Below are 15,968 nucleotides of genomic sequence, written 5' to 3'. Positions count from 1 at the left end.
CCTCGTTGTCGACCCGGGTACGCGCCCAAGGCGTGCGCGGCCGCTCCCCGGTCCGATTATTGGTAGATGGCGATGTGGATGGCGGGCGACACAGTTGCCGGCGTTGTCGTGATGAACTGAGTGACGGTGCTCTGCGAGCTGATGCCGTTTAAGTTCGGGTATTTCGAAAACAAATTGCGTATGTAGTCCGTGTTTTCCATCGTGATCGAGATCACGATCAGAATGGGAATTGCCTTCAGGGTATTGCGGTTGATTTCACTCAGCTTGCCGATGTCCCCGAAAACGTTTCTATTGAAATTGTCCCTCTGCTTGTAGGACTCGCATTTGAGCTCGATCACGAAGGGCAATAGACCGCGGTACGCCTCATTCGAGCGGATGAGCAGATCCGCGCGCTGGAGCCCGATGTACTTCCCCTGCGGTTCTCGCTCGACGAGGTGCTTGCCTAACTTCCGGTGTAGGAGAACGTCGACGGACAGCGCAAGCTCGACCTGGGCCCAGCCCTCCCAGCCGCCATTGAGCTCGTAGATCGTCACGATCCTCTGATGATCGAGCTGGTGGAACCACGCGAAGATGATCCGGATGAGCTCACGCTGCGCCGTGGCCGGGTCGGGCAGGTTGTCGAACGGATTTTGAAACGTGGCATCGTCGGTCGCGTTCACCAACCTCGTGATTTCCATCGGCTGCGCGGTCCTCTCCGTTCCCCTGCCGTGAAGCGACGGGATGCCCTCGTCGCCGGGTCGGGCCTGCGGCTGCGCTCCCCTGTGGGGGTGCATGGTCGCCTGGTGCGGAGGGCGCGCCGGTGGTCCAGGCCGCGTGTGTCGTTGCAGGACGGTCGCCGGGTGGGGAGGGAGGATGCGTGGAGCCTTCATCGTGAGGTCCTCCTGAGCTGAGCGCGATCGGTGCTGAGAGCCGGTTCTGCGATAGGGATTGCGCACGGCACGGTAGCGCGTGGCACGCACTCTGGACAACGACCCGGGGGGCCGGTTACGGCCGGGGGAGGAATCCGCCGGGGTGGCGAGCGGCGGCCGTGGAGGAACCCTCTCGGGTTGGCGACCTTATTGGGTGCAGGCCCAGGGGGGTGACCTAGAAGGCCGCCGGCTCAGCTGGCGCGAGGTCGAGGTGCTGCGCCTCGTGGCGCGCGGCCTCAGCAACCGCGGCGTCCCGCGCGAGCTCGGGGTGAGTGAGTTCACCGTCAAGCGCCATGTCCAGAACCTCTCACCAAGCTCGATTTGCCCGCTCGCGCTGCGGCGGTGGGGGAATCGGCCCACCTTGGTGGCGTCGATGCCATACCTGATGACGTTCTTGTTCCGCTTGAACCCCTCTTCGTCTTCAATCTCGATGTTGTCGAGGAGCTCGAACCGGTATTTTTTTTGACGAGGTTATCGAAGCTGTCGTACTCGGTGAACGCCGTGAGGGTCTCCGTCAGGCCGAACGTGAAGGCCGAGGCCATGTTGCCGGCGCCGAGCTCGATGTGGCGGGCGCCTGGATCGAGCCTCCTGAGGATCTCGCCTTCGGCTGGGCCTCGCGTGGCCGAGCAGACCGCGGCCAGGGTCCACAGATCCTCGAGCGCGAGAAGCTCAAAAGATACCTCGATAGCTCCGTGCTACTCACGCCGGTCACGAGCGCGAGCAAGGGGGGCGCGCCCTCGAGGCCGTGCTGTTGCCCGAGGTCGTCTCGGTGGTTTTCACGGCGTCCATGCGCTGCACCGCTGCCGGCCGCACCCTGGGCTGCGCGATCGTGGCCGGGTGAGCGGGGCGGGGGGCGCGGCGGTGGTCGTGCGGGGGCATGGGGCTGGGGTCGCCGCGGAGACGCGCCGAGGTCGGGGCGAGCATAGAAGAGGCGCCAGTCGAGACCAAGAAACACCGCGTCGCCTCGCCGCCGCGGCGGCAGACAGGGCGCACCGCCCGGGCGGTGGAACGGCACGCACCATCGCCAGATGGCGCCCTATTTGCCCGCGTCGCCCCCGGCGCGGGAAGATGACTATCCCATGCGCGTCGCGTATCTGACGATCCTCGGGGCGGCGCTCGCGCTCCCGGGTTGCGGCGGCTCGACCAGGGAGCTCCGCCTCACCCTCACCCCCGCGGCCGAGATGAACGACGCCCGCTCGTGTTACGTGCTCGCCCGCTCGATCGACGGCAAGGCCTTCTCGACGGAGTCGTACGACGACGTGGCGGGCAAGGCGATGGCGCCGGACGACTCGGTCCTGAGCGCGGTGGCGGTGCTCCCGGGGGTGAAGCAGGTGCTCACGATGCCGGTCCCGCAGAAGGGGCGGGTGGCGATCTACGCGCTGTTCAAGCAGCCGGAGGACGAGGCGTGGCGCCTGCTCCTGCCGGAGGAGGTGCCGGAGGAGGTGGAGATCCGGCTGGACCGCAGCCAGATGTGCTGGACGAGCGACAGCGCGCCGAAGGGCGCGGCGGCGCTGTGCCGGCAGCGGAGCGAGCGGCGGTAGGCGGTCGGGCATACGGAGCAAGAGCGCCCCGCACCGCGAGCGCCGAGGCGCCTCCCCCAGGAGCCCGCCGCTTTCTTGTCCCTCTGCCGCCGCCTGCACTTCCATTCCGGCATGCCGCCGTCCCAGGTCGCCCCCTCCCTGGTTGATCGAGTCCGGGTCAACGACAACAACCGCGAGCCCCGCCAGCCGCTGGTCCTGCTCGTCGACACCTCCGGCTCGATGACCGCCGACCTCCCCGACCTCGCCGCCGGCCTCGACGGCCTCCGCGCCGCGCTCGCGCGGGACACCGTCGCCAGGAACCGCGTCGAGCTGGCGGTCGTGACCTTCGGCGGTCAGGTCGCGGTCCACGGCGATTTCGGCGAGGCCGCCGTCTTCGAGCCCCCCGCGCTCGCCGCGGCCGGCGATACGCCCATGGCCGCCGCGATCGAGCAGGCCCTCGATCTCCTGGAGGCCAAGAAGCGCGCTTACCGCGAGAGCGGCCTCGATTACTATCGCCCGCTGGTCTTCCTCCTCACGGACGGCGAGCCCACCGACACCGCCCGATGGCCGGCGGCCGTCCGCCGCGTCCGCGAGGCCGAGCGCGACAGGAGGCTCGTCCTCCTCGCGGTCGGCACGAAGACCGCCAATTTCGGCCGCCTCAAGGAGCTCTCCCCCGATCGCGCGCCGCTCCGGCTCAAGGAGGCGCAGTGGGACACCATGTTTCAGTGGCTCAGCCGGAGCCTCCAGGCGCGGAGCCGCTCGCGGCCCGGCGAGGAGGTCCCGCTCGAGGATCCCACCGGCCCGCGCGGGTGGGGGGCGCTGCCGTCGTGACGGGGTGGCTCGTGTTCGGCGCGTCGGTGCGCGGGCCGCAGCACGAGCAGGAGGGCTCGCCCTGCCAGGACGTCTGGGCGTGGGGCCCGGCCGGCGAGCGCCGGGTCGGCCTGTGCCTGTGCGACGGCGCCGGATCCGCCGCGCACCCGGAGATCGGCGCCGCCGCGGTCGCGGCCGCGGTCGTGGAGGCGCTGCGCGAGCTCGCGCCGGAGAGCCCGCAGGCCCTCGGCGACGCGGTGCGCGCCGCCTGCGCGGCCGGCCGGCAGGCGCTGCTCCGCGAGGCCGACGCACGCGCCCTCGCGCCCGCGGATCTGGCCTGCACGCTGGTCGCCGTCGCCGCGTGGGGCGACGCCGTGGCCGTCGCGCACCTCGGCGATGGCGCCGTGGTCGGGCGCCGCCGCGGCGGGGAGCTCGTGGTGCTGAGCGCGCCCGATCGCGGCGAGTACGCGAACGAGACCTGGTTCGTCTCGTCGCCGTCGTGGGAGGCGCGGCTGCGCGTGGGGGTCCACGAGGGCGTCGACGCGCTCTGCGCCTTCACCGACGGCTGCGAGGGCGCCGCGCTCGTGCGCGGCCGCGCCCTCGCGCCGTACGCGCCGTTCTGCGCCCCGCTGCTCGACTTCGCGGCAGAGGTCACCGACGCCGGCGCCGCCTCGGGCGAGGTCGCGCGGCTGCTCGACGCCGAGCCGCTGCGGCGGAGCTCGGGGGACGACAAGACCCTCGCCGTCGCGCTGCTGCGCGCCTCGCCGTGAGGGCGCATGGGCGCGAGGGCGTACCGGGATCCCGCGGGGAGGGTCGTCGAGCTCGGCGAGGAGCTCGGCGCGGGCGGCGAGGGCTCTGTCTTCGCCGTCCGCGGGCGCCGGGCGCTGTGCGCCAAGATCTACCGGTCTGACCGGGCCGGAGAGCGCGAGCGCAAGCTGCGCGTGATGCTGGAGCGCCGGCCCTCGTGGCTCCTCCGCCGCGCGCTCGCCTGGCCTGTCGCGCCGCTGATCCAGGCCGAGGGGCCCGCGGTGTTCGCGGGGTTCCTCATGCCCATGCAGCGCGGCATGATGGAGCTCCACCGCTGCCTCGTGCCCGACGAGCGCATGCAGATCGCCGGCTGGCTCACCCAGCGGGACCTCTGCCGGCTCGCGGCCAGGCTCGCGCGCCTCGTCGAGGGCGTCCACCGCGCCGGCCATTGCGTCGGCGACCTGAAGCCGCAGAACGTCCTCGTCTCCCCGCTCTCCGGGCGCGTCGCCCTCGTGGACGCCGACTCGTTCCAGATCCGCGATCCCGAGGCGGGGGAGCTCCACGGGTGCCAGGTGCTCACGCCGGAGTACACGGCGCCGGAGCTCTGCGGCGCCGGTTCCGGCCGCGCGGAGCGCACCCCTGCGTCGGACGCCTTCGCCCTCTCCGTGCTGATCCACCAGCTCCTGCTCGGCGGGGCGCACCCGTTCGAGGGTGAGCTCGCGCCGGGCGGCGCCCGCGGCGCCGAGCGCATCCCGGCCCGGATCCGGCTGGGCCTCTGTCCCCTGGTGCCCGGCGTGACGGGGGTGCGCCCTGCGGCGGGGGCGATGCCGTTCGCGACGCTCCATCCGGAGCTGCAGGCGCTGTTCATCCGCTGCTTCGGGCCTGGCCACGGCGCGCCGGCCGAGCGCCCTGGCGCGGCGGCGTGGCGGGCCGCGCTTGTGCGGGCGCAGCGGGAGATGGTCCGGTGCGGGCGGAGCGCGGCGCATCTCCATGACAAGAGGCTCCCGCGCTGCCCGTGGTGTGAGCGCCGGGAGCGTACCGGGATCGATCTGTTCCCGGCGGGGCAGGGCTACCAGCGCGCGATCGCGCGGGTTCGCGATCCGGCGGCGGCGCCCGAGGCCGAGCGGATCCGCTGGCTCGGGCAGCACGCGCGAGGGCGCCTCCGGGACGGCGCGCTGAGCGCGGCGGAGCGGGCGTGGCTCGACCGGGCGGGGGCGGCGCTGGGCCTTGGCCGGGCCGCGGTAGCGCGGGTGATCGAGGAAGCGGCCGGGCGGGCCACCGGGGTTGGGGCAGGGGGGCCGACTGGGGTTGGGGCCGTGCGACCGACCGTGGTTGGGGCAGGGGCGCCGACCGGGGTTGGGGCGGGGAGCCCGACCGGGGTTGGGGCCGTTCGACCGACCGAGGTTGGGGGCGGGCGACCGACCGAGGTTGGGGCTCGGCGCAGGAGGATCTTCACCTCGGTCGCTTCGGTCGCTGCGGCCGGCGCCTGCGCTGCAGGCGTGCTGGCCACCTCGAGGTTGCTCGCGACCCAGGGCGCGACCGCGGGGCCGCGCCCCCAGCCCTGCGCCGTGCTCGCGCAGCGCGCGTCCATCGGCAACACGGGGGGCGCCGGCGTCTTCCTGCGCGCAGTCCCGTCCACGGGGAGCGACAGGCTCCCGCTGCCTGACGGCACGGCCCTCCGCCTCACCGGTCGCACGCAGATTGCCGAGAAGCTGGCGTGGTCCGAGGTCGAGGTGGTCGAGAGCGGCCGCGTCGGCTGGGTGGCCACGCCGTATCTGGTCCCGGAGGCGCCTCGCTGATCGGCATCCCGCCGTCGCATCGGCTGCGCGAGCGCAGTGGACTGAGGTCTGAGACAGGCCGCCCGACGTCGGCCGCCTGCCTCGCGCCGTCACGCCGGGGGAGGGCCGCTCGCGCTCGTGGTGGTCGAGCCTGCGCCGCGGGCTTTGTCCGTCGCGCAGGCCTGCCGGAGGATGGGCACCGTGAACGCGAAGGAGGATCCCTCCCCGACGCTGCTCTCGACCTCGAAGGTGCCGTGGTGCGACTCCACGATCGCCTTCGCGATGAAGAGGCCGAGGCCGAGCCCGCCGCCCTGCTTGCGACGGTCGCCGAAGTAGCGCTCGAAGATCCGGGCCAGTTTATCGGCGTCGATCCCGAGCCCGGTGTCGATCACGCTGAGCCGCACGAAGCGGCCTGACACGCCGGCGCGCAGGGTGATCGTCCCGCCGGGTGGAGTGAACTTCAGTGCGTTGACGGTGAGGTTGGTCAGCACCTGGAGGATTCGATCGCGGTCACAGAGCATGGGGGGGAGCCCCACCTGAACCTCGGAGCGCATCTGGATGCGCTTCGCCTCCGCTTCATCGGCGTGGGTCTCGACCACCTCGGCGAGCAACATCGCCGCGGACTCGGGCGCGAGGTCGAGCGCGATCCCTCCGGAGTCGATCAAGGCCGTGTCGAGCAGGCTGCGGAGGAGGCGGTTCATCCGCTGCACCGTCCGGTGCACGACGGCCGCGCGCCGCGAGATCTCGACGGCCGCTCCCGCGGTCGAAGCCCTCGCGATCAGCCCGGCGTTCAGATCGATGACGGCGAGCGGATCCCGGAGATCGTGGGCGACCATCGCGAGCGTATGCTCTCTGATCTGCGCGGTCGAGCGCTCCGCCGCCGCGGTGTCCTCGGCGCGCTCGCGCGAGGCGCGCTCGATCCGCATCGCCCGCGCCACGCTCTCGCCGAGCGCGCTGAGCATCGCGCCGATCAAGAAGAACAGCACCAGGCCGACGAGATCGGCGGGGTGGCTTATCTGAACGGCTCCATGCGGCTCGAGCCAGTAAGCGGCACCCGCGACGCAAAGCACCGTCGCGAGGAGCCCCGGCCAGAGCCCGCCCACCCAGGCGCTGGCGATGATCAGCACCGCGTAGAACATGACGAGGGGGAGCTTCAATGCCCACACCGGGGGCACCTGGGTGGCCAGGAGAAGCGCGACTGTGCCGGAAATCAGGGCTGTTCCGTAACGCATAACGGACGAGCTCGAGTTGCACTCTGGCGGAGAGCTCATGATCGGCGCTGACCCTGACCTCGCTGGCCGGCCATTGCAAGCGGCCATACGCCCCCGAGCGATGTCATGTTGAAGGGCGCGGGAAGCGGGAAGGAGGACCAGCGGCGGCCGATGACAGCGAGGCGTCGCGTCACCATGTTCCCCTCGGGCAGCGCAAACTGCCCATCGTGAGTCAGGGGGAGATATGAGCAATCTTCATCTCGAGCTCAGCGAACGCGAAGCGGATGACACGAGGACAGCCCTGTCGACACGGCTCGTGGGGATGCGAGACGAGCTGGTCCACACCGACGATCGAGCCTACCGGGCGGATCTGAAGGCGACGATCGAGCGGCTCGAAGTGGTGCTCCAGCGCCTTGATGCGATCGTGGCGGGGCCGGCGACGGCGGCGCTGTAGCGCGTCATGCCGGTGCTCGTCGACGCGCAGGGGCGGCGCTCGCCGAACGCGACCTCGGGGCGGCGCTCGCCGCGCGCCTGCGCCTGCCGATGAGCTCCAGGAACTCCGCGACAGGGGCCGTGTTGGCGATGTCGGCCGCGGTGCACCAGCCCCGCCGCGCCTGATCGATCCCGTGGCGCATGAAGCCGAGCTCCCCCACGGCGTGCGCGTCGGAGGCGACGACGAGCTTCGCGCCGGCCTCTCGCGAGAGGCGGATATGGATGTCGCAGAGGTCCAGGCGCTCGGGCTGAGCGTCGATCTCGAGCAGCACGCCGAGTTCGCGCGCGGCGCGCGCGAGCTGCGGGATATCGAGCGCGTAGGGCTCGCGCTTGCCGAGGAGGCGCCCGGTCGGGTGGCCGAGGGCCGTGACGAACGGGCTCTCGAGCGCGCGGAGGACACGGCGGGTCATCGCCGGCTCCGGCATCGTCAGCTTCGAGTGCACGCTGGCGACGACGTAATCGAGCGTCGCCAGCGTCGCGTCATCGAGGTCGAGCGCCCCGTCCTCGAGGATGTCGACCTCGGCCCCGTGCAGGATCGTGATCCCGCCGATCGTCCGGCGGAGCTCTTCGATGGCCCGCGCCTGCTCGCGGAACCCCGACGCGTCGAGCCCGCCCGCCGCGCGGATCGCCTGCGTGTGATCGGTGATGGCCACGTAGTCGTACCCGCGGGCCTTGCACGCCCCCACCATCGCCGCGAGCGCGTCGCGTCCGTCGGTGTACGTCGTGTGCACGTGGAGGTCGCCCCGGATGGCGCCGACCTCGACGAGCTCGGGGAGCCGCCGCTCGCGCGCGGCCTCGATCTCGCCCGCGTCCTCGCGCAGCTCGGGCGGGATCCAGGGCAATCCTACCGCCCGGAAGACGTCCTCCTCCGCCTGGCCCGCGATCCGCCGGTCGCCCCGGAAGACCCCGTATTCGTTGATCTTCAGCCCTCGACTCACGCCCAGCGTGCGAATCGAGATGTTGTGGGCCTTCGAGCCGGTGAAGTAGTGGAGGGCCGCTCCGTAGGACTCCGGCGGCACGATGCGGACGTCGATCTGGAGCCCGGACCGCAGCACGACAGAGCACTTCGTCGCGCCGCGGGCGAGCACCCGCTCGATGTCCGGATACTCCATCAGGCGTGACGCGACGGGCTCGCCGTGCCTCGCGGACACGAGGATATCGACGTCGCCCACCGTCTCCTTACGGCGCCGGAGGCTGCCGGCCACCTCGACGGCCAGGGCCCCGTGCGCGGCCCGGAGGTGCCTGAGCAGCGGCTCGACCTGCGCCTCGGCGTCCGCGAGCCGCGCGCGCCCGGCGGTCGCGCGTCGCTTCACGCAGCCGTCGAGGATCGTCGCGGCGAGCTTCTCGCCGAAGCCGCGCACGCCGACGAGGCGGCCCGACCGCGCGGCCTGCTCGAGCTCGTCCACCGTCTCGACGCCGAGCTTGTCGTACAAGAGCCGCGCGCGCTTTGGCCCGAGCGACGGGATCCGCATCATCTCGACGAGGCTCTCGGGGGTCTTCGCCGTCAGCTCCTTCAGCATCGCCAGCTCGCCGGTCCCGAGCAGCTCGACGATCTTTCCCGCGAGATCCTTGCCGATCCCAGGCAGCGCCGTGAGCGCGCCGGGGCCCTCGCGCTCCACGAGCCCGGCCACGGGCGCGACGAGCGCCGTCAGGGTGCGCGCTGCAGTGCGGTAGGCCCGCACGCGGAACGGGCTCTCGTCCTGGATCTCGAGCAGATCCGCCACTTCCTCGAAGATCCGAGCGAGCTCGATGTTCTCCATGCGCCCCCCGTTCACGCCTGGACGAGCTTCCGGAACTCGTCCTCTGTCAGCAGGGTGATGCCGAGCGCCCTGGCCTTCTCGAGCTTGGAGCCGGGGCGCTGCGTCGGCGAGTCCGGCGTCACGAGCTCCCGATAGAGCCCTTCCAGCCGCTTCAGCTCGCAGAGCTGGCGATCGTACTCGGCGTCCGAGAGGACCGGCCGATCGAGCTCATAGTAGAGGTGGTCGTGGCCCCGGATCTCGCGGCGCAAGGCCTCGATCCGACGTCGCGCGTCCGCGCGCGGAAGGCGCGTCACCCCGGCTGGCAATGCCGTGCTCATGCATGGGCCTCCCTTTCAGCTGGCGATGCGCTCGATCGCTCTCACCGCCGCGCCGTTTGCCGGTCGTTGTTAGCCGTTTATGGAAGCAGGTGTTGTGCCACCCTATCTGGCGCTCGGACGCTCGGGGTGACCGCAGGCGATGGGATCGCATGGCTCGAGATCCATGCGCGCCTGTGGCGCTCGAGCTGATGAAGCTCGGCGGCACGGTTCGTGGTTCACCGCGGGCATGGGGGAGCCCGCGGGGCAGCAGGGGGATGGAGGCGGTGAGGAGCAGCTCTCGACGGTACGGATCGCCCTTATCGCGTCCGTCGCCGCGCTGGGCGGCTTCCTGTTCGGGTTCGACACCGCTGTGATCAACGGGGCCGTCGGCGCGCTGGAGAAGATGTTCACGGCGCACGCGGGCACGGTGGGCCTGTCGGTGTCCTCGGCGCTGCTCGGCGCGGCTGTCGGCGCGGTGCTCGCAGGCAGGCTGGCCGACCGCTACGGCCGGACGCGGACGATGGTGGCGACATCGCTGCTCTTCGTCGTCAGCGCGGCGGGCTCGGGGGCTGCCATCTCTCCCTGGGACTTCAGCGCATGGAGGGTGCTCGGCGGCGTGGCCATCGGCGCGGCCAGCGTCGTCGCGCCGGCGTACATCGCCGAGATCGCGCCGGCTCACCTGCGGGGCCGCCTCGGATCGCTCCAGCAGCTCGCGATCGTTGTCGGCATCTTCGTCGCCTTGCTCGGCGATTACGCCATCGCGACGGCCGCGGGCTCGGCGGCGAATCCGTTCTGGCTCGGGTTACACGCCTGGCGATGGATGTTCTGGACCGCCATTCCACCGGCGCTCCTCTACGGGCTCGGCGCGCTGCTGATCCCCGAGTCTCCGCGCTATCTCATCGCGAGGGGGCGTGTGGACGAGGCGCTCGCCGTGCTCCGTGGCCTGCTCGGCGCGGCCGCCCAGACGAAGCTGCTCGAGATCCAGAGGACGATCTCGTCCGAGCACCGGCCCAGGCTCGCGGATCTGCGGGGGCGCGCTGGGCTGCTCCGCATCGTCTGGATTGGCATCGGCCTCTCGCTGTTTCAGCAGCTCGTCGGCATCAACGTCATCTTTTATTACTCGAGCGTCCTCTGGCAGGCGGTCGGGTTCGACGAGCGGAGCTCGCTCGCCATCACGGTCATCACCGGCATCACGAACATCGTGACCACCCTCGTCGCCATCGCGACCGTCGACCGTGTAGGTCGCCGGCCGCTGCTCATCGCGGGATCGATCGGCATGACGCTGACGCTCGGCGCCATGGCGGCCGTGTTCGGCGCCGCGGGCGAGGACGCCGCGGGCAACCCCGTCCTGATGGGCGCCGCCGGCCCTGCCGCGCTGCTCGCTGCCAACCTGTATGTCTTCTCCTTCGGGGCGTCCTGGGGGCCGGTGACCTGGGTGCTGCTCGGTGAGATGTTCGAGAACCGCATCCGCGCCCTCGCCCTCTCGATCGCGGCCGCCGCGCAATGGCTGGCCAACTTCCTCGTGAGCGCGACCTTCCCCGCGCTCAAGGCGGCCGGCCTGGGCATCGCTTATGGGCTCTACACAGCCGCCGCCGCGGCCTCGCTTGTGTTCGTCGTCGCCTTCATCCCCGAGACGAAGGGCAAGGAGCTCGAGGAGATGTGATGTGCGCCCGCCCCGCGAGGAGCGGGCGGCGAGCCCCCGAAGCGTGAGCTCGAGGTCGATACCCCGATACCGTGGGTTGCGCCCGTGATGAGCGCGAGCTTGCGCACGGCCCGTATTTCAGCCGAGAGTACGGCAGCGTATGAGCGAGACGTTCCGACCGGCCAACTACCGGGATGTCGGCGAGATCCTCGGCCTCTGGCTCGACGTATCGCCGATCCCTGCTGGCCGGCTGCTCCGAGGCGGGCGGTTCGACCTCATGACGACGGCCGGCGATCTCGGCGCACCCGGCACCATACTGAACCTCCGACGTGGCCCGGATCCTGCTCATCTGATGGGAATCGAGCATGTACATGTCGCCGCGGAGGATGACATCGAGAACTACGACACGCGGCAGCGTCGGGTGAGGAGCTGGCTCGGCAAGGCCCTCGCCGTGCTCGCGACGCCCGAGCTGGCCTGGCCGGTCTACGTACACTGCACGTCGGGGAGAGACCGGACCGGAGTTGTCATTGCGGCGGCGCTGCTGGCCATCGACGTGCCGCGACAGGTCGTCGCGGAGGAGTACATGCTCAGCGACGGCGCCGATCCTGGCGCCATCGATCGGGCCATAAGCGGCATCCTGGAGTGGCTGCCTTCTGCCGAGCTCGACAGGACGGGGCTGCGGGTCGCGCTCACCTCGCGCGGGGGCACGCGAGCCGGGTGAAGCGGCGCCGGAGAGGGCAGGCCAGCGCGGTCCGCTGTACCGCGCGGCACGCGGCGCGCAGCGCGCAGCGCGAACGGCGCGTGGGCCCCGCATTGACGTCAGCACGACGCGGGACAACGTGCCGCGCGCGCTCTGGCTGCAGACGGCGACCGGTTACAGGGGCGATCGCACGCGTTTCGAGGGGCTGCTCAACGCTGTGCGCTCCCAGCGCTCCTGCGCCGCGATAGCGTCGTCTGCGGCGCGGACACCCGAGACGAAGAGCGCCGCGTCCGCTGGATTGTTCAGGTCGAGGCCGAGCCGGAGCAGCGCGGCGCGGTCGCGTGGCGGCACCATGCGGAGGATCTCGGCGTCAGAGAGGCGCGTGGAGGGCATGGGGAGAAGGTAGCAGCCCGGATAGGTATCGGCGCGCGCTTGCGGATGCGACGGCGTTGCTGCCACCCTTTCGGCCGCCTGGATGCGAGGCCGCGCCGGCGCGTTGAGCGCGGCGGAGGTAGGTGATCTCTCAGCACCCTACCTGAACACCTGACTGGGCTTTCTGGCGACGAGCTCGCGAGGGCGATGGGCGCTTGCCGGTCGACAAGCTCCCGAACGCTCCGCTCGTACGCAAGCTGCGCGGCCTCGGCGCCCTGCTGCGCAGCCGCCGCGACCCTGCTCAGCGGCCTCGGCGCCCTCCTGCGCAGCCCCCGCGACCCTGCGGCGCGTCCACTTTGGTGTCCTATCGTACGGTTGTGCAGCTCCTGCGCTGCCCCGGTCGCTCACTTCTCCAGGTTGCGCTTGGAGAACGTGTCGTCGTTGATGGACTCGTTCACCTTCACCTTCTTGCGCGTCATCGTTGTGGTGAGGTTCTTTGTGTGGTCCACCATCTTGAGGGTGCCGGGGGTGCAGACGTCGCTGTCGCAGGAGTAGCCGGTGCGGGTCTCGGTCTTCACCAGCTTGCCCTCGGTGTTATAATACTTTATCTCGCTGGGGACGTTCTTGTCCTTCGTGACCGTCATCTCGATCTTGGCGTAGGAGGTTGTCTGGCCGCTCTTGGGGGTGAGCGTGAGCTTGACCTCCTTGCCGCTGGAGGAGCTGATGGCCGGCGTGTAGCTGCCGTACTTCTGAGTGGCCAGGTCTTCCTGGCTGAAGGCCATGCCGAAGGCGCTCTGATCGCTGGTGTGGCTGGCGATGCGGCGGACTTTGCCGAAGGACGGCAGATAGACGTACATCTCGGAAGGGGAGAGGATGAGGACCTTTGTGCCCTTGAGGTCCGCGGGAGCGGTGAACTCGGCGAGGCGCTTCTCGCCCTTCATCCACACGTTGATGCCGACGGTCTTGTCGGGTTTGCCGCTCTCCGTCGTCTTGGCCTCGTATTCGAAGTAGAGCGTCTTGGCCTTGTTCATGGCCGTTTCGGTCGCTGCCAGGGCCTTGTCGGCGGCGTCGTCGGCCAGCGCCGCGGGGGCGTGCGAGAGACCGAGCGCGACCGTGGTGGCAAGGATGGAAACGAAGTGCGAAAACCTCATCGGGACCTCGGAGAGCTGGGGGGCCCGCCGCTTGCCGGGGCGGAGCCGCCGTTGTTGATCAGGGCACTGGAGCTTGGGGCGGTGGCCCCGATATCGAACAGAGTGGAGGCGCGCTCGGCGGCCGGCGCCTCCGCACGAACCCCTGCGACGGGCCTGGCGAGCGCGCTCAGCGTCGCACACTTGAACGCAGGAAGCGCCCGGGGGGCTGGCCGGTGACAGCGCGCAGCTCGCGTGTGAAGTGGGATTGATCGAAGTAGCCGGCCTGCTGCGCGAGCTCGGCGAGGCTCGAGCCCGGCCTCCAGGCCTCCAGGGCGTGGCGCAGGCGCAGCAGCGACGCGAGCTGCTTCGGCGTCGCGCCTACGGCGCGCCGGAACCGCTTCTCTAGCGGATCCTGGCTGATGCCGAGGTGCCGCGCGAGGGCGCGGATGCGCACCGCGCCCCGCGCCTCCTCGAGCGTGCGCACGGCCGCAGCGACGACGGGATCGAGGACCGCGGTCTGGCACCGTTCGAGCAGCATCGATTCCAGGGCCGCGATCCTCGTGGCGTCGTCGCTCGCCTCCGCGACGCGCGTGCTCAGGCGCTCGATGTCCGCGCGCGGGACGAGGTCGAGGAGCGTCGACGTCTTTCCGAAGAGCTCGTGGAGCGGCTGAGGGAAGAACGCCGCGGCCCCGCCAGGCCGGAACAGCGCGAGCGTGATTCGGCCGCCCGCGCTGGTGCGCATGAGCCGCGCCGTGCTCGTCATCCCGGAGAGCATCGCGTCGGGCAAGCGCGAGGCGCTTTCGCCGTCCAGCACGCTCGCGGCGCCGCGATCGCGCACGCCGAGCACGAGCCCCAGCTCGGGCAGACGCAGGTGCGTCGTCTCCTCGTCGACCTCCACGAGCATGAACGCGCGCACGAACGGCGCGAGCGCGGCGCTGGGTGCGACGAGCTTCATCGCCTGTGGATCGTACCGGATCGGGGAGCGCCCGCCGAGCAGATCGATGAATTCGTACAATTCAGGCGGGACCGGGCCAGCCAGTGTGAGCGCGTCGAGACCCGAGCGCCTCGCGAACCTCACGCTACCAAGGAAGGTACCATGCCCGAGTTCGTCTTGATCTTTCGTCCCACACGCTCCACGAGCGCGGCCGAGCTGCCGAAGCGCAATGCAACCGCGCGCGATTGGGTGCTCGCGCGCCACGAGGAGGGCACGCTCCGCCTGGCGTGCCCACTCGACGACGCGGGCGCCGGAACGGTCGTCTCGGACGCCGGCGTCAGCCCAGTCCCGCCCGACCGCGCGATCGCGGCGGTGCTCGTTGTCGACGCGGCCGACCTCGACCGCGCCGTCGCGATCGCGAAGAGCTACCCGAACCTGGCCTTCGGCTCGGAGATCGAGGTGCGCCCCGTCAGGCCGACCGCGCCTCGGCCCCCGCCGCCGTGAGCGTCCTCGGCCGAGCCCTCGGGTGCTCCATCACGGCGCGCACACCTCGGCGGCCGCGCGCACGCTCGACACCGCAGGGGCACGCGTGAGCGCGATGATCTCGTCGACCGACCACTGATCGCCCGCGTGCTCGCCGTACTTGCTCGCGAGCACGCGGCCGTCGGGCGCGACGAGGAAGTCGGCCGGGAGCCCGAAGCGACCGCCGGTCGGGATCAGCGCGGGCGGCCGCTCGCGCCCGCGCAGGATCGCGATCGCGCTCCTCGCCACCGAGCGGACGATGGTGGGCCACACGCGCGGATCGAACACCGAGAGGAGCGACGGCTCGGCGCCGAGCTCTGCGTACAGCCGCTTCTCGGGATCGGGCACCACCGCGAAGGGGAGCCCGCCGGCGTGGAGCCGGAGCTCGTCGGCGCTCGAGTGGAACACGACCACCTCGCGGATCCCGGCCGCCGCGATCTCGTCGTGACGCACGGTGACCGAGCGGAGGTGGAGGTTGCACACCGGACAGCCCGCGAAGCGACGGAGCTGGAGGTGAACGATCCGCGTGGGATCGGGGATGCGGATCCGCTCGCCGTGGACGCCCACGAGCTCGCGCGCGCCGAGCACGGCCCCGGGCGCGAGCCTCGTGACACGGCGGCGCAGGTCGCCGATCAGGCCGAGGGCCGCGATCGCGGTGATCGCCGCGGGGACGATCTGCCCGACGCCGGTGATCTCGAAGAAGGCATCGTTGGGGAGCTCGTAGGTGGGCGGCGGGAACATCCGGAGGAGCAGGTCGCGAGGCGCGCCCGCGAAGAAGAGGACGTTCTTCGCGAGGTGGTTGTATGCGCCCTCGAAGAGCCCGATCGACGTCACCGGGAACGCGAGGGCGAGCGCCGCGAGCGAGCCCCCGGAGATGCAGCCGGCGCGCGTGCCCGGGCGCCGCCGGTACACCGAGTACGCCAGCGTGATGGGGACGCAGAGCGCGAGCGCGACGGCGGCGCCGTGGAGGCGCCACGGCGTCGCGTACCGAACGCTGCCGTAGACGTGGTGGATCGCGGTCGCGACGAGCGTCGTGATCGCTCCGAGGATGACCGCCCGGGCGCGCGGGCTGGGAGAGGTGGCGCCGACGTTCACGGTGCTCATGCAGGGCACCGTGGCTCGTGCGCGCGGCGCAAACCATCGCCG

At 71.2% G+C, this 15,968-nt stretch carries 17 protein-coding genes; 9 read left to right on the top strand and 8 right to left on the bottom strand.

Annotated features, from left to right (window positions below; all coding sequences use genetic code 11):
* Positions 1-56: 56 nt before the first annotated feature.
* Complete coding sequence (locus WME90_RS32065) at positions 57-677, bottom strand: hypothetical protein (protein ID WP_437275841.1); 621 nt, start codon at positions 675-677, stop codon at positions 57-59.
* A 271-nt stretch (positions 678-948) separates the two neighbouring features.
* Here WME90_RS32065 and WME90_RS32060 point away from each other — a divergent pair, with 271 nt between their 5' ends.
* From WME90_RS32060 to WME90_RS32040, 5 genes are all read left to right on the top strand, one after another.
* Positions 949-1,374 (top strand): response regulator transcription factor, encoded by a 426-nt coding sequence (locus tag WME90_RS32060; protein WP_437275840.1) that lies wholly within the window; start codon positions 949-951, stop codon positions 1,372-1,374.
* A gap of 613 nt (positions 1,375-1,987) precedes the next feature.
* Positions 1,988-2,449 carry a hypothetical protein gene (locus WME90_RS32055; protein ID WP_437275839.1) on the top strand — a complete coding sequence of 154 codons (462 nt, stop codon included), beginning with the start codon at positions 1,988-1,990 and terminating at the stop codon, positions 2,447-2,449.
* Positions 2,450-2,524: 75 nt separating this feature from the next.
* A complete protein-coding gene (locus WME90_RS32050; RefSeq protein ID WP_437275838.1) occupies positions 2,525-3,259 on the top strand; it encodes a vWA domain-containing protein in 735 nt (244 codons plus the stop codon).
* Complete coding sequence (locus WME90_RS32045; protein WP_437275837.1) at positions 3,256-4,008, top strand: PP2C family serine/threonine-protein phosphatase; 753 nt, start codon at positions 3,256-3,258, stop codon at positions 4,006-4,008. Before WME90_RS32050 ends, WME90_RS32045 begins: the two co-directional genes overlap by 4 nt.
* 6 nt (positions 4,009-4,014) lie before the next feature.
* The gene (locus WME90_RS32040) at positions 4,015-5,784 is read left to right on the top strand and encodes a protein kinase domain-containing protein (protein WP_437275836.1); all 1,770 of its coding nucleotides are present in this window, start codon (positions 4,015-4,017) and stop codon (positions 5,782-5,784) included.
* An 89-nt stretch (positions 5,785-5,873) separates the two neighbouring features.
* Here WME90_RS32040 and WME90_RS32035 read toward each other — a convergent pair whose 3' ends face one another.
* The gene (locus tag WME90_RS32035) at positions 5,874-6,995 is read right to left on the bottom strand and encodes a sensor histidine kinase (RefSeq protein WP_437275835.1); all 1,122 of its coding nucleotides are present in this window, start codon (positions 6,993-6,995) and stop codon (positions 5,874-5,876) included.
* Between the two features lie 301 nt (positions 6,996-7,296).
* Between WME90_RS32035 and WME90_RS32030 the strand changes: the two genes are divergently transcribed.
* Positions 7,297-7,428 (top strand): hypothetical protein, encoded by a 132-nt coding sequence (locus tag WME90_RS32030; RefSeq protein ID WP_437275834.1) that lies wholly within the window; start codon positions 7,297-7,299, stop codon positions 7,426-7,428.
* A 4-nt stretch (positions 7,429-7,432) separates the two neighbouring features.
* Here the strand turns inward: WME90_RS32030 and polX are convergent, their stop codons facing one another.
* On the bottom strand, positions 7,433-9,226 hold the full coding sequence (polX, locus tag WME90_RS32025; protein WP_437275833.1) for a DNA polymerase/3'-5' exonuclease PolX: 1,794 nt from the start codon (positions 9,224-9,226) through the stop codon (positions 7,433-7,435).
* 11 nt (positions 9,227-9,237) lie between these two features.
* On the bottom strand, positions 9,238-9,543 hold the full coding sequence (locus WME90_RS32020; RefSeq protein WP_437275832.1) for a DNA ligase LigA-related protein: 306 nt from the start codon (positions 9,541-9,543) through the stop codon (positions 9,238-9,240).
* 226 nt (positions 9,544-9,769) lie between these two features.
* On the opposite strand from WME90_RS32020, the gene WME90_RS32015 reads away from it, so the two are divergent.
* On the top strand, positions 9,770-11,185 hold the full coding sequence (locus WME90_RS32015; RefSeq protein ID WP_437275831.1) for a sugar porter family MFS transporter: 1,416 nt from the start codon (positions 9,770-9,772) through the stop codon (positions 11,183-11,185).
* Positions 11,186-11,324: 139 nt separating this feature from the next.
* Positions 11,325-11,885, top strand: a complete 561-nt coding sequence (locus WME90_RS32010) for a tyrosine-protein phosphatase (protein WP_437275830.1) — start codon at positions 11,325-11,327, stop codon at positions 11,883-11,885.
* A 153-nt stretch (positions 11,886-12,038) separates the two neighbouring features.
* Here the strand turns inward: WME90_RS32010 and WME90_RS32005 are convergent, their stop codons facing one another.
* The 3 genes from WME90_RS32005 to WME90_RS31995 form a co-directional block, all read right to left on the bottom strand.
* The gene (locus WME90_RS32005) at positions 12,039-12,257 is read right to left on the bottom strand and encodes a hypothetical protein (protein ID WP_437275829.1); all 219 of its coding nucleotides are present in this window, start codon (positions 12,255-12,257) and stop codon (positions 12,039-12,041) included.
* A gap of 383 nt (positions 12,258-12,640) precedes the next feature.
* Complete coding sequence (locus WME90_RS32000) at positions 12,641-13,387, bottom strand: outer membrane lipoprotein-sorting protein (RefSeq protein ID WP_437275828.1); 747 nt, start codon at positions 13,385-13,387, stop codon at positions 12,641-12,643.
* A gap of 166 nt (positions 13,388-13,553) precedes the next feature.
* The gene (locus WME90_RS31995; protein WP_437275827.1) at positions 13,554-14,321 is read right to left on the bottom strand and encodes a helix-turn-helix domain-containing protein; all 768 of its coding nucleotides are present in this window, start codon (positions 14,319-14,321) and stop codon (positions 13,554-13,556) included.
* 141 nt (positions 14,322-14,462) lie between these two features.
* On the opposite strand from WME90_RS31995, the gene WME90_RS31990 reads away from it, so the two are divergent.
* Positions 14,463-14,804, top strand: a complete 342-nt coding sequence (locus tag WME90_RS31990) for a hypothetical protein (RefSeq protein WP_437275826.1) — start codon at positions 14,463-14,465, stop codon at positions 14,802-14,804.
* Between the two features lie 30 nt (positions 14,805-14,834).
* On the opposite strand, the gene WME90_RS31985 is transcribed toward WME90_RS31990, so the two are convergent.
* Positions 14,835-15,926 (bottom strand): peroxiredoxin-like family protein, encoded by a 1,092-nt coding sequence (locus WME90_RS31985; protein ID WP_437275825.1) that lies wholly within the window; start codon positions 15,924-15,926, stop codon positions 14,835-14,837.
* Positions 15,927-15,968: the final 42 nt, after the last annotated feature.

Origin of the sequence: Sorangium sp. So ce375, assembly GCF_051473855.1 — a bacterium.
Classification (GTDB): Bacteria; Myxococcota_A; Polyangia; order Polyangiales; family Polyangiaceae; genus Sorangium.
This window is presented reverse-complemented; position numbering and strand designations above follow the sequence as displayed.